Annotated in this window: 12 protein-coding genes; 1 reads left to right on the top strand and 11 read right to left on the bottom strand. The window is 58.9% G+C overall.

Annotated elements, in window-relative coordinates:
* Positions 1-149: 149 nt before the first annotated feature.
* From GWQ29_RS06005 to GWQ29_RS05980, 6 genes are all read right to left on the bottom strand, one after another.
* Complete coding sequence (locus GWQ29_RS06005; RefSeq protein WP_275918980.1) at positions 150-1676, bottom strand: methyl-accepting chemotaxis protein; 1527 nt, start codon at positions 1674-1676, stop codon at positions 150-152.
* 37 nt (positions 1677-1713) lie between these two features.
* The gene (locus GWQ29_RS06000) at positions 1714-2445 is read right to left on the bottom strand and encodes a transporter substrate-binding domain-containing protein (protein ID WP_338149998.1); all 732 of its coding nucleotides are present in this window, start codon (positions 2443-2445) and stop codon (positions 1714-1716) included.
* Between the two features lie 214 nt (positions 2446-2659).
* On the bottom strand, positions 2660-3391 hold the full coding sequence (locus GWQ29_RS05995) for a transporter substrate-binding domain-containing protein (protein WP_275918979.1): 732 nt from the start codon (positions 3389-3391) through the stop codon (positions 2660-2662).
* A gap of 551 nt (positions 3392-3942) precedes the next feature.
* Entirely contained in the window at positions 3943-5181 is a 1239-nt protein-coding gene (locus tag GWQ29_RS05990) for a uracil-xanthine permease family protein (RefSeq protein WP_021139103.1), read from the bottom strand.
* Between the two features lie 397 nt (positions 5182-5578).
* On the bottom strand, positions 5579-7294 hold the full coding sequence (locus GWQ29_RS05985; RefSeq protein WP_059112058.1) for an NAD-dependent malic enzyme: 1716 nt from the start codon (positions 7292-7294) through the stop codon (positions 5579-5581).
* Positions 7295-7310: 16 nt separating this feature from the next.
* The gene (locus tag GWQ29_RS05980) at positions 7311-7592 is read right to left on the bottom strand and encodes a hypothetical protein (protein ID WP_180975071.1); all 282 of its coding nucleotides are present in this window, start codon (positions 7590-7592) and stop codon (positions 7311-7313) included.
* Here GWQ29_RS05980 and GWQ29_RS05975 point away from each other — a divergent pair.
* Positions 7591-8346, top strand: a complete 756-nt coding sequence (locus GWQ29_RS05975) for a transporter substrate-binding domain-containing protein (RefSeq protein ID WP_275918978.1) — start codon at positions 7591-7593, stop codon at positions 8344-8346. The genes GWQ29_RS05980 and GWQ29_RS05975 overlap by 2 nt on opposite strands.
* Before the next feature lie 6 nt (positions 8347-8352).
* On the opposite strand, the gene GWQ29_RS05970 is transcribed toward GWQ29_RS05975, so the two are convergent.
* From GWQ29_RS05970 to GWQ29_RS05950, 5 genes are all read right to left on the bottom strand, one after another.
* Entirely contained in the window at positions 8353-9306 is a 954-nt protein-coding gene (locus tag GWQ29_RS05970; RefSeq protein ID WP_099992089.1) for a formate dehydrogenase subunit gamma, read from the bottom strand.
* Complete coding sequence (gene fdh3B, locus GWQ29_RS05965) at positions 9303-9962, bottom strand: formate dehydrogenase FDH3 subunit beta (RefSeq protein ID WP_275918977.1); 660 nt, start codon at positions 9960-9962, stop codon at positions 9303-9305. Before fdh3B ends, GWQ29_RS05970 begins: the two co-directional genes overlap by 4 nt.
* Positions 9963-9966: 4 nt before the next feature.
* Entirely contained in the window at positions 9967-12867 is a 2901-nt protein-coding gene (locus tag GWQ29_RS05960) for a formate dehydrogenase subunit alpha (RefSeq protein WP_275918976.1), read from the bottom strand.
* Positions 12868-12890: 23 nt separating this feature from the next.
* Complete coding sequence (locus GWQ29_RS05955; protein WP_005303194.1) at positions 12891-13094, bottom strand: transcriptional initiation protein Tat; 204 nt, start codon at positions 13092-13094, stop codon at positions 12891-12893.
* 133 nt (positions 13095-13227) lie between these two features.
* Complete coding sequence (locus GWQ29_RS05950; protein ID WP_275918975.1) at positions 13228-13857, bottom strand: molecular chaperone TorD family protein; 630 nt, start codon at positions 13855-13857, stop codon at positions 13228-13230.

Below are 13857 nucleotides of genomic sequence, written 5' to 3'. Positions count from 1 at the left end.
CCCCCTTCTGCAGAGCGGATATACAAAGGGGCCATTCGTGAATGGCCCCTGATGATCGACAAACTCATTATTCTGCTGATTTCGCCGCCCGATTGGCTGTGTTATCGGCATCTGTGACGCCTCATCATGAGCATTGGTTCCACCAAAACTCATACCCTGAACTGCTTGAGCAAGCTGTCGAGCTGGGCCGACAACTGGCGCAAGTCGCTGCTTGCCTCCGCTACCTGAGCCACCCGGGCGGCACTGTCATTATTGAGCCCGGCAATGCGATTGACACTGTTGCTGACCTCTTGCGCCACCGAGTGCTGCTCTTCCGACGCCTGAGCGATGTACATGTTCATCTCGCGAATGAGACTGACCTGGGTCTTGATTTTCTCGACAGATACCTGCACATCTGCCGCTTCGACACCTGCCTGCGATGCTTTGTCCTGACTATGCTGCATGCCGGACACCACATTTTGTGTCGCCTGTTGCAGCCGCTTTATGCTGGCACTGATCTCTTCGGTTGATTGCCGGGTACGCCCGGACAGGGTACGAACCTCATCGGCCACCACGGCGAAACCACGGCCCTGCTCTCCGGCTCTGGCCGCTTCAATGGCGGCATTGAGCGCCAGCAGATTGGTCTGCTCGGCAATGCCGTTGATCACTTCTATGATGTTGCCGATGCTGCTGCTCTCCGTCGAGAGCGAGCGGATCAGGTTGGCGACCCGCTCCACCTCTCCCACCAGTTGATGAATGGCCTCATTGGCATGGCCCGCCAGGTTGTAGCCCTGATCGACATAGAGGCTGGCTTCATCGGTCGCACTTGAGGTTTTCACCGCATTGCCTGCGACCTCCTGTACTGCATGACTCATTTCGGTAATGGCGGTCGCCACCTGATCCAGCTCTGATTGCTGTTCATCACTGCCGCGGCGGGTATCGGTCGCCAGGGAGTCGCACAGCTCTGCCGTTTGCAGTACACCGGCAGAGAGGGTGTTGATCTCGGCCACAGTGCCTTGCAGCTTGGCGATGAACTGATTGATGTTGCCAGCCAGAGCCCCCATCTCGTCCTGGCGGCGGATCTTGAGACGCTGCGTCAGGTCGCCATCCCCCCGGGCTAGATCAGAAACGGCTGAGTTCATTTGATGCAAGGGCCGCAGCACGTTGCGATGAATAAGCACCATCAGCAACAATATGATGCAGATATCGAGCACCACTATCTGCCAGACAGTGGTGATGAGCAGTTGGCGAAGCTGTATTTGAATGGTGTCATCGCTGGTCAGCACCAGCAGTTTGGCCACAGTGTTCTGCTGGCCATTGTCGTCATACACCAGATCATGACCGCTATAGGCGGCGGTATCCGCTGGCAGCTGGGCGACCCCCTGAATGTCGCCAGCAGGCGCACGGGCAAACCCCGCCACCAGTTTATCTTTGTTCACTACCAGCAGGGCGCTGAGCGCATCGGCGGCCAGCTCCGATTTCAGCGATGCCTCGATAAACGCTGACTCGTAATTCCATAGCGGGCCGGGCAAAGACAACTGCAGCCGGCTGATGGCCTGCTCGACCAGCGCGGCCTGTCTGTTATAGCTATCCGCTCTGGCGGCGCTGTAGTTGTAGCCGCCAAACAGCACCAGCAGCAGACTCACCGACAGGGAGGTCAGCACGGCAATCCTGAACTTCAGACTATTCCAATCCATGGTTCCCTCCCGACATTGTGATCCTGCCCATTTCGACTCAATGATACTTGGCGTTGATTTTCTCTATGGTCCCATCCGCAGTCATTGCGGCCAGAGTCTCGTTAAGCTTGGTAATGAGATCATCGGGAGTATCCTTGTTAAAAGCCAAGCTCATATGAGCTTCCATAAAGGAAAAGAGGGGTTTGGGTGTTTCCACCTTCTCCTGCGTCGCCAGATAAGGCGCCTGATACTCCCCGGCAACCCAGAGATCGATACGACCCGCCATCAATTTTTTCAGGTTGGTTCTATCGTTGGAGGCTAGCTGAAACTTGGTAAAACCTTGCGCCTTGAGGTATTCAACGGTTGCATCACCGGTATATCCACCTATCGTGTATTGCTTGGCATCATCTAGTGACTTGATCGCTAGATTGGCGCTGGGATTTGAGAAAAAAATCCATTTATCGCTCACCAAAGGGCCCACCCATTTGAACAAGGTCTCCCGCTCGGGCGTGCGGGTAGTCGAATAAAGCGCCGTATTCGGTGTACTCAACGTATCTTCATAGGCACGCTTCCATGGCATCAGGACCAACGTATAGTCAACCCCGGCCCGCTTGAAGAGCTCCTCCACAATCTCGGTAGATAGTCCTACGACTTCCCCCCCCTCTCCCTCCATATTGAAGGGGGGGTAATCCTCAGTCATCACCTTCAAAGGGGCGGCCAAGACCAGGCCGGCAGCCAGGACCAGCGACATCGGTAACAGAATTAGTCTCAATAACCCGTGATAATTCATCATCAATTCCTTTTTGTCCGTTACTCATCCATAAATACCAATGCTATATCTCGCAGTTTCAACTGCCAGAGCGACTCCATTCTGCTCGGCGGTGGAAAATGAACACATTGGCAATTCACGTAGCAAGCTCATGCCAGGAGGTCAGTGTGGTCTATCACCATGTCGGACGATTCGACCCAACCCTCTGGCATCGTTGATGCCTGCCCATTTCGACTCAGTGATACTTGGCATTGATCTTTTCGATGGTGCCATCAGCCTTCATGGCGGCAAGGATCTCGTTGAGCTTGTTGATGAGATCATCCGGTGTCTCTTTGTTGAAGGCCAAACTCATTTGCGTTTCCTTGAACACAAATACCGGCTTGGGATTGGTGGTCTTCTCCTGATTGGCCAGATATGGGGCCAGATATTCGCCGGTCGCCCACAAATCGATGCGGCCAGCCTCCAGCTTTTTCACGTTGGCCGTGTCATTGGCGGCCAGTTGCAGTTTGTCGAACCCCTGCGCCTTGAGGAACTCTGCCGCAGCATCACCGTTATAACCACCGACTGAATACTGCTTGGCATCCTCCAGCGACGCTATCGTGATATTGGAGTCGGGATTGGCAAAAAAGACCCAGTTATTGTTGACCAGAGGACCAACCCATTTGAACAATGCCTCCCGTTCGGGAGTCCGCGTCGTGGAGTAGAGGGCGTTATTGGGAGTACTGAGCGTGTCTTCATAGGCACGCTTCCATGGCATCATGCTCAGCTTGTATTCGACGCCGGCCCGCTTGAGCAACTCTTCCACTACCTCGGTAGAGAGCCCGACGATCTTGCCCCCCTCCCCCTGCATGTTGAAGGGCGGATAATCCTCGGTCATCACATTCAGCGGTGCGGCCTGTACTGCGCTCATGGCCAGTACCGAAGAGACGGAGAACAGGGCACTTTTCCACAACAGTTGATATGTCATTGCAACCTCACTTTGCTCATAACTCATCCCTAAATACCCGCCATTATCGATGACTGGGCTGTCATGACCCTGGCTGGGTCGCGCCGGCTTTCACGGTTCACCGCCTTCACGACACATGTGGCAGCAAGCAGATGGGGGGGGGTGGATCAGCTGTAGTAACGAGATAGTGGCTGACTTGGCTGACCAAAGGGTCAGGATCTGGTGATCAGGATGAGAAGTGGCTGCGCCATGATGGCCAGGGCTTGATGGGAAAATTGGCCAGAGCAATACCATGACAAGTCGTACAACCAGAGAGGCAAGGGACAAAAAAATGATTGAAAACACCCACATCCATTTTTTCATATTGCGCAGCATAACCTCAGAGCCAAACCTGTCCTTTAGCTAAGGTCACGAAAGCAGATACGTCAACACATACGCCAAATAGAGTGTTTAGTGCTGAAGTGGTGCCAAATAACACCACAATGACCATACCTCATTCATTGCCAGACCAAAAACAGGAAGCCACCCTGAGGTGGCTTCCTGTTTTTCACAGTGAGCGATAGCTCCCTTGCTTAATCCTTGGCGGCGTCCATCACGCCCTCTTCGGAATTGGCAGGCAGGATCAGGTTGAGCAGGATGGCGGCAACCGAGGCCAGACCGACGCCAGCCAGGGCGAAGTCACCGATCTTCATCTCCAGCGCGCCGACGCCCACAGTCAGGGTCACGGCCACGATGGCGATATTGCGCGACAGCCCCAGGTCTACCTTGGACTCCACCAGGGTCTTGAGACCGATGGCGGCGATGGACCCGAACAGCAGCAGCATGATACCGCCCATCACCGGCATGGGGATGGAGGTGAGCAGGGCGTTGAACTTGCCGAAGAAGGCCAGAATGATGGCAAACACGGCGGCCCAGGTCATGGTAACCGGGTTGAAGTTGCGGGTGATCATCACGGCGCCGGTCACTTCGGCGTAGGTGGTCACGGGTGGGCCACCGATGAAACCGGCGAAGCAGACACCTATGCCGTCACCGGCCAGGGTGCGGTGCAGGCCCGGGTTCTTGGTGTAGTCCTGCCCGGTCACACCGCCGATGGCGAGTACGCCACCTATGTGCTCGATACAGGGAGCTATGGCCACCGGCAGCATGAACAGCGCCGCAGCCCAGTTGATCTCCGGTGTTTCAAAATGGGGCAGCGCCAGCCAGGGGGCATTGATCATGCCATCAAAACTCACGTGGCCCATCAGCACGGCAGAGACGTAACCGGCAATCACACCGCACAGTATGGGGATGAGCTTGATCCAACCCTTGCAGAACACGGCGGCAATCAGGGTCACCGCCAGCGAGATACCCGCCAGGGTCAAGGCCGTGGTGGGCGGAACTACCTGCTCGGCACCGGCACGTCCCATCGCCATGTTGCAAGCGACCTGGGCCACCGAGAGGCCGATCACCATGATCACGGGGCCAATCACCACAGGGGGCAGCAGCTTGTGCACAAAGCCCATGCCACGCACGCGAATGAGTGCCGCCAGGATGAAATACATGAAACCGGCGGCAAACAGGCCAAACATGGTGGACGGCAGTCCCCAGGTCTGGGTGGCGTAAATGATGGGGGCGATGAAGGCAAAGCTGGAACCGAGGAAAATCGGGACCTGGCGGCGAGTGCAGAGCTGGAACAGCAGGGTTCCCACACCGGCGCCAAGCAGGGCCATGGAGGGGTTCAATCCGGTGAGCAGGGGCACCAGAACCATGGCACCGAAGGCGACAAACAGGATTTGCAGCCCGGCGACACTTTGCTTGACTAAGGAAAACATGGATGTCCTTAATTTTTTGATAACTGACAGGGATATTTGACACTTTTCAGTTATCACAAGACTTTTTCAAGGCATGAAGCGAGCCATAAGGCGTCACTTGTTACCTTTTACTGCTTGGGGAGGGCATGAAACTGGCTTTTTAGGCGGGATTCGTTGCTACAAGCATCGAGTATGCGATTTTACGCACTTTTGTGGCAGACGCCAATCGTTTTTCTGGTGGAATTTATTGACAAGATCTTCAGCTGGGTCATGTATTGAGCACCAACAGGGATCTTCTGTCGCCGCTGACCCCGGGATGACAAGAGCATCAATCTGACGGAACTGTCACATGGCGGGCTCAAACGAAAAAAGGGAGATGACCCAAGCCATCTCCCTCTCATGCTGATCTCTTGGACGGTTATACCCGGCGATAAGGCAGGTAGAGCGGCTCCCACATGTGGCTCAGTATGTGCTGCTGCAGATCCTGCCCGATCAGCGGGTGGGACGGATCCTTGCGCACTATGTCTTTGAGCACGGCGGTCGCCACGTGGACCGAGATATTGCGCAGCTCGCGAATGCGCGGATAGACGGAGCCCTGGGCCAGATCCTCTTCGTTCACGCACTCGGCCAGCGCGAAAGCCGCCGTGGTGAAGATATCCGGGCTGATTTCGCTCAGCTGGCTGACGATGGCCGCCAACCCCACGCCCGGGAAGATGAAGACGTTGTTGCCCTGTCCGATGCGGTAACGCTTACCCTCGTAGTGCACATCATTGAACGGACTGCCGGTGGCAACGATCGCCTTGCCCTGACTCCAGCGGTAGATGTCTTCCGGCAGCGCCTCGCAGTTGGCAGTCGGGTTGGAAAGCGGGAACACCATGGGGTGAGCACAATGTTTTTGCATCAGCTGGATGTGCTCCTCCTTGAAGGCGCCACCGGCACCGCTGGTCCCCAGCAGTACAGTGATGGGCACATGACGCAACACGTCCGTCAGATTGGCCTTGCCGGGGGCTTCGGTATCCCAGCCCGCCAGCAACAGACCCGGCTTGGCGTAACGGCGTTTGTACTCGTCGAGCCCTTCGCGGTTGTCGCACACCAGCCCCTGGGTATCCAGGATGTAGATGCGATCACGGGCCGCCTGGGGATCCAGCCCTTCACGGATCATGCCTGCGCAGATCTGATCTGCCACCCCTACCCCACCGGCGCCCGCGCCGTAGACCAGGTAGTTCTGCTGACCCAGGGTTTCCCCTTTCACCTTGACCGCCCCTATGATGCCGGCCAGCACAACTGCCCCCGTGCCCTGAATGTCATCGTTGAAGGAGGGCAGCGCCTGCTGGTAGCGGGAAAGATTGTTGAAGGCGTTGGACTTGCTGAAGTCTTCCCACTGCAAGACGGCGTTCGGGAAGTGGCGCTTGACCCCGGCCACGAACTTTTCGATGAAGTCGTCGTACTCCTTGCCACGGATCCGTCTGTGAGGCTGACCCAGATACATGGGGTCATCCAGCAGGGCCTGATTGTCAGTGCCCACATCCAACGCGATGGGCAAGCAGCAAGCGGGGTGAATACCGGCCGCCAGGGTATAGAGGGAGAGTTTGCCGATGGGAATGCCCATGCCGCCCACCCCCTGATCACCGATCCCCAGGATCCCCTGGCTGTCGGTCACCACGATAATGCGCACCGACTTGGCGTCCAGATGACGCGCCAGAGAGCCCATGTCCTCGACGTTTTTCGGGGTGATATAGAGGCCGCGCGCCTTCTGGTAACGGTGGCTGAACTCCTGACACGCCTTGCCGACGGTCGGGGTATAGATGATGGGGGTCATCTCCTCCACGTGACGGGACAAGAGGGCATAGAAGAGGGTTTCGTTGCGATCCTGCAAGGCACGCAGGTTCTGGTACTTCTCGATGTCGCTGCAGGCGCTCAGAAATCCCTGATACACCCGCTCCAGCTGGGCTTCAAAGGTTTGCACCTGAGGAGGCAGCAGGCCGTCAAGCTCGAAGTCGGCGCGCTCCTGTTCGGTGAAGGCGGTGCCCTTATTGAGATTGCGATCGTTGAGCAGGTCAGTGCCTGTCAGTGCAACGGGGCGAAAATCCTGTCCCTGTGCATCTTTCCACAGCAGATATTGTCCGGTAGCCATAGTCATTCTCTTTGATTTACGTGAAGTTGCCGTTCGGCAGGAGAGCAAGACTCATAATGAAATCAATCATATGACGTTTAATCTTTCGGTTTTGTGAGCTTGGGCATACCCTGCGGCCAAAATACCAAGCCAAAGTGACACTCAGCCAGTGTTGCGACAAATGGACAAAAGTCATGCTAGGATTGCGGCCATTCTGACCATCCTTCACTGTCCACCAGCCAAGAGTGGTTTCTATATTGTTGATAGCCAAGCTTATTTCTCTGCGTCTAATGCTGCCGGTCTTGCTGTTGCTGACCATGTCGAGTCCCCCCGCCCTGGCCACGCAGCCCAGGGTGCTCAACATCATAGTCGGTGAATGGCCCCCTTTCGTCTCGGAGCAGTCGAAACACTACGGTCCCGTGGCTCACCTCATCAGCGATCTGTTTCAGGAGGCGGGCTATAGCGTCAGATATCACTTTGCCCCCTGGGGCCGGGTCTATTCGCTGGCGGCAGCCAGCCAGCTCTATGACGCCACCGCCGTCTGGATGCACAAACCGGAACGGGAGAAGGACTTTCTGTTCAGCGAGCCAGTATTGCAGGAGCAGTTCGTCTTCTTCTCGCTCACGTCACGACAGTTGAACGCCGAGCGACTGGCACAGATTGCCGGTTTGCGTCTGGGGGGCGACATTGCCTACAGCTACGGGCCCGAGCTTGATGCCATGGTGGCAGAGGGCAAGGTAAGCCAGCAGCGGGTCACCGACATCAAGCTCAATTTCGGCAAATTGCTGCGCGGCCGTATCGACCTCTACCCTCAGGAGCTGCGCATCGGTCTGACCGCACTGCGCAAAGAATTTGATCCGGCCACCGCAGCGACCATCACCCACAGCCAGACACCCTTTTTGCAAAACAACAGCTTCGTGATGTTTCCGCGCAAGATGCCGGACTCGGCCAGATTGCAGGCCCAGTTCAACCAGAAATTGCAGCAAGCCATCACCAGCGGACGCTATCAGGACTATTTCGATCGACTGGAACGGGGTGAATACCGAGATCGGGACCAGCCCCGATCTCGGTGACACGGCTCAACGACCATCCGGCTTGTCGAGCTGCTCCTTGACCTCTTCAAACCAGAGCCTGTGGTGCTGCCTGGCCCAGCTCTCGTCCACATAGCCGCTCTTCATTCCCTCCAGCGCCCCTTCTGTTCCCACAGTCCCTATGTAGATGTGACCGAATGAGGCGGCAATCAGCCCGATGGCGCCGATCCCGTGCAACAGGTTGCTCACCGCCATCACCTCCCGGGTCTGGCCAAACAGGGGGAAGTCGAGCACCAGCCCTGTGATGCAGACCAGCAGGCCCGCACTGCACAGCAGCCAGAACCATACCTTCTCCCCGCCGTTGCAAAACGCCGCATCCGGATGCTTGCCATTGGGCAATATGCCCCCACCCTGGCGGAACCACTCCCAATCCACCCGGGTCGGCAGATTGTGGCGCAACCATTTGAGGATCATCACCAGCAGCCCCAGCACGAACAGAGGCCCCAGGTAGTTGTGCGTCAACTTGGCGCCCTGAATAGCTGCCCCCCACACCCCATCCCCGAATGGGCGGATCACAAACTTGCCGTAGAGCAGGATCAGGCCACTCAGGGCAAGCAGCAGAAAAAGCGCCGCCGTATACCAGTGCAGGGCACGTTCAAACGGGGTCCAGCGCAGCACCTTGCGACCGGTGCGAGGGTGGGCCAGCTTGAGCTGGCCTGCCCACAGGTAGAACAACAGCAAGGCAAGGACGGAACCACCTATGGCCAGAGCACCGAACGGCGAGACCCAGGTATTGCGCAGGGTACGCCACTGTTCACCGGTCACATTGATCAGCACGCCGTGTTCGGCGCCCCCGGAGGTGGTGATGCCCACCTCTCCATCCTTCACCGCCCGCCAGTAGTCGGCGCCGGCAAAGCCGACCGTCTCTTTTTCGGCATCGGCAAAACCGGGCGCACTGAACAGCAGCAAGGCCGTCAGCAGCGCCGTCAGCCAGTGTCTCATTGGCCGCCCTCCTGCTTGCCAAGCTTGAGCCCCTTGCCTCTGCCATCGCGCGGCTGGCTGGCGTCATGGAACAGATCCTGCTCATCCCCACCCCAGGCGGCGTGAGGCGCACCGCGATAGGCGACCCGCTCGCGGAAAATGTCGGAGATCACCTGCGCATCCCCCGCCAGCAGCGCCTTGGTGGAGCAGAGCTCGGCACACATGGGCAGCTTGCCCTCGGCGATGCGGTTGGCGCCGTACTTCTGGCGCTCCGCCTCGCTGTGATCTTCTTCCGGGCCACCGGCACAGAAGGTGCACTTGTCCATCTTGCCCCGCTCCCCAAAGGCGCTGCTCTTGGGAAACTGGGGGGCACCGAACGGGCAGGCAAACAGGCAGTAACCACAACCGATGCAGAGATCCTTGTTGTGCAGCACTATGCCGTCGTCGGTGTGATAGAAGCAGTCGGCCGGGCAGACCGCCATGCAGGGGGCGTCGGTGCAGTGCATGCAGGCGACCGAGATGGAGGTCTCCCCTGGCAGACCGTCGTTGAGGGTCACCACCCGGCGGCGCTGTATGCCCCACTCCAGGGCATCGTCGTTCTCGTTCTTGCACGCCGTCACACAGCCGTTGCACTCGATGCAGCGCTGGGTGTCACACATGAATTTCATTTTGGCCATGGTCTCAGGCTCCTACTTTACGAAAGCGGCACAGGGTGACCTTGGTCTCCTGCATCTGGGTGACAGGGTCATAACCATAGGTAGTGACTATGTTGACCGACTCCCCCAGCACATAAGGGTCAGACCCTTCCGGATATTTGGATCTCAGATCCTTGCCCTCGAAGTGGCCGCCGAAGTGGAACGGCATAAAGGCCAGCCCCGCTTTCACCCGTGGGGTGACCAACGCCTTGACCAGCACCCGGCCCCCTTCTGGCCCCTCCACCCACACATCCTGACCGTCACGCACGCCAACGTCGTTGGCATCCGCCGGGTTCATCTCGACAAACATCTCCTGCTGCAACTCGGCGAGCCAGGGGTTGGAGCGAGTCTCGTCGCCGCCCCCCTCGTACTCCACCAGACGGCCGGAGGTGAGGATGATGGGGAACTCTTTGCTGACGTCCTTCTCCTGAATGGAGGCGTACTGGGTCGGCAAGCGCCACAGGCTCTTCGAATCAGGCCAGGTGGCATAGTCGGCCAGCAGATCCCGACGCGGGGTGTAGAGCGGCTCGCGGTGCTTGGGCACCTGATCCGGGAAGGTCCACACCACGCAGCGCGCCTTGGCGTTACCGTAGGGCACGAAGCCGTGCTGGATGGCCACCCGCTGGATGCCGCCGGAGAGGTCAGTCTTCCAGTTCTTGCCCTCGGCTTCTTTCTTCTCGGCCTCGGTCAGCTCATCCCACCAGCCAAGCTGCTTCATCAGATCGGCGGTGATCTCGGGATAGCCATCCTCCACCTCGCTTCCCTTCGGCCAGGAGTCTTCGGCGAGCAGTGATACCCCCTGATACTCGATGCCAAAACGGGCACGGAAACCGCCGCCCCCTTCCGAGACCGGAATGCTGGTGTCGTAGAGGATGTGGCTGCCGGGGTGTTTCATCTCCGGGGTACCCCAGCAGGGCCAGGGCAGACCATACACTTCGCCGCTGACCGGGCCGCCTTCGGCCTTGAGGTTGGTCTTGTGGAAGGTGTGCCAGTTCTGCTGGTGCGCCTTGAGCCGCTCCGGGCTCTGGCCGGTGTAGCCCACGCTCCACATGCCGCGGTTGTATTCGCGGGTGATGTCTTCCAGGAGTGGTTCGTTGTTCTCCACCTTGATGTGCTTGAACAGCTCGTCGGCAAAGCCGAGCTTCTTGCTCAAGAGATACATGATCTCGTGGTCCACCTTGGATTCGAACAGGGGTTCTATCACCTTGTCGCGCCACTGCATGGAGCGGTTGGTGGCGGTGACGGAACCATAGGTCTCGAACTGGGTGGTGGCTGGCAGCAGGTAGACGCCATCGGTACGATCGTTCATGACGGCGGCGACCGTGGGGTACGGGTCGACAATCACCATCATGTCGAGCTTTTGCATCGCCTTCTTCATCTCCGGGCCGCGGGTCTGGGAGTTGACCGCATGGCCCCAGTAGAACATGGCGCGGATGTTGGCACCCTGCTCGATGAGATCGGCGTTCTCCAGCACCCCATCCACCCAGCGGGAGACCGGAATGCCGTTGTTGTTCATCGGCAGCTTGCCGTTGTAGGCCTTGTTGTCAAAACGGGCCTTGATCCACTCGTAATCGACGTCCCACACCCGGGCCCAGTGCTTCCAGGAGCCCTCTTCCAGCCCGTAGTAACCGGGCAGAGAGTCGGAGGTGACGCCAAAGTCGGTGGCGCCCTGCACGTTGTCGTGACCACGGAAGATGTTGGTGCCCGCCCCGCTCTTGCCCACGTTGCCAAGGGCCAGTTCGAGGATGCAGTAGGCGCGGGTGTTGTTGTTGCCAGTGGTGTGCTGGGTGCCGCCCATGCACCAGACCACGCAGCCGGGGCGGTTGTCGGAAAGTAGCTTGGCGGCGCCATACACCTCTTTTTCATTGAGGCCGGTCACCCGCTCCACTTCGGCTGGAGTCCAGCGCGCCACCTCTTTTTGCACCTCGTCCATGCCAAAGACGCGGGTGCGGATGAACTCCTTGTCTTCCCAGCCGTTCTTGAAGATGTGCCAGAGCATGCCCCAGATAAAGGCAACGTCGGTGCCCGGACGCAGGGATAGGTACATGTCCGCCTTGGCGGCGGTGCGGGTGCGGCGCGGGTCGACCACCAGGATCTTGCAGCCGTTGCGCTCTTTGGCCAGCAGGATGTGCTGCATGGCGACCGGGTGGGCCTCCGCCGGGTTGGAGCCGATAAACATGATCGACTTGCTGTTGTGCATGTCGTTCAGGCTGTTGGTCATGGCGCCGTAGCCCCAGGTGTTGGCGACCCCGGCCACCGTGGTGGAGTGGCAGATCCGCGCCTGATGATCCACGTTGTTGGTGCCCCACAGGGACGCCATCTTGCGAAACAGGTAGGCCTGCTCGTTGGAGTGCTTGGCGGAGCCGAGCCAGTAGACACTGTCGGGGCCGGACTCCTTGCGAAGGCGCAGCACTTCGTTGCCCACCTCCTCGATGGCCTGATCCCAGCTGATGCGCTGCCACTTGCCGCCCACCAGCTTCATCGGGTACTTGAGGCGACGCTCGCCGTGGCCATGCTCGCGCAGGGCCGCCCCCTTGGCGCAGTGACCGCCAAGGTTGAAGGGGTGATCGAAGGCCGGCTCCTGACCGGTCCAGACGCCGTTCTGTACCTCGGCATAGACGCCGCAACCCACCGAGCAGTGGGAACAGATGGTGCGCTTCACCTCGACCGGCACCTCGGCGCCCACGGTTTTGGCCTCGGCCCGCTGCATCATGGCCGGCGCCAGCCAGCCGGCCGCCACGGCGCCGCCAGCCACCAGACCGGAATTGACCATAAAGGCGCGACGGGTCAGCCCCTGACCGCGAGCGGCCCCATTATTTTGCAAGCCGCCTTGCAAGCTGCCCTGCTCGCCCGCCTGGGGCTGCTCGGCACGTTTTGTCAGTTTCATGAATTCTCCTTCACTGAGCCGGCTCAGTCAGTGCCGCGCAGGGTGCGATAAAAGTCGTGAACGTGGGGGGTCTCCCGATAGCCCTTGTCGGGTTCGGTGTCGTGGGTCAGCACCTCTTTGCCCACCACCCGGCCGGTGGCACCGGCCAGCACGCCTATGGTGGCAACCACCCCCACCCCCTTGATCAGATTGCGGCGGGACGGGTCTTTCAGCTGTTCATCGCTCATTCTTGTGACCTCTGTTTTTGTAATGTCCGGCGCCTGCGCGCCAGCATCGCGTCCAATGGGATATCTCGTCTGTTCGTTTTGTTATGCGCAGCTCTTGTTATGCACAGCTCTTGTTGTGCACAGACAGGGGCATTCAGCCCTTCACCACGCAGGCGCCAAACGGCAGGCGCAATTCGTTTTCCAGCGTGAAGAAATCTTCGGCCAGCGCACCGACCGCCCGGTAGAAGCTGCCCCCTTTCGCCTGTTGCTGATCGCTGCAGCAGGCGAGTACCCAGGGGGCCAGATGGCGTTCATAGAAGCGGTTGCGATCCGGGTGCTGCTCGGCAATCAATACCGCCATCACCTCACAGAGGGCGGCCAGATGATCTTCCGGTTCGCACACTCCGCTCTGGCGCTCGAAACCGAGCGACTGCAAGTCGGCGCGCAGCACCGCCAGCGGCAGCTCCATCAGGGAGCCGGTGAGATACCAGGAGGCAAACGGCACGATTTCACCGCGCCCCAGCCCGATAAAGAGATCCTGATACTCCTCGGCAAGCTCGTGCTCGTTGTGGCTGCTGGCCGCCAGCTGCACCAGCCCCAGCCCTCTGGCAAAGGGGCCAGGCATAGCCTGCAACCCTTGCAGCCAGCCAAGCTGTTCGCCACGAGGCGCGACGCGCCAGAGGCTCGCTAGCAGGGCATACATGTCGGCGCTGCTCTGTTCCAGTTCGGTCATGGTCAGTTCGCCTGCATTCAGTGCGGTATGGCTGTTGGGTTGTTCACTCAT

This window comes from Aeromonas sp. 2HA2, assembly GCF_029237345.1.
In the GTDB taxonomy this organism is placed as follows: Bacteria; Pseudomonadota; Gammaproteobacteria; order Enterobacterales; family Aeromonadaceae; genus Aeromonas; species Aeromonas salmonicida.
The sequence above is the reverse complement of the archived record's forward strand: the minus strand, read 5'-3'. Positions and strand labels throughout refer to the sequence as shown.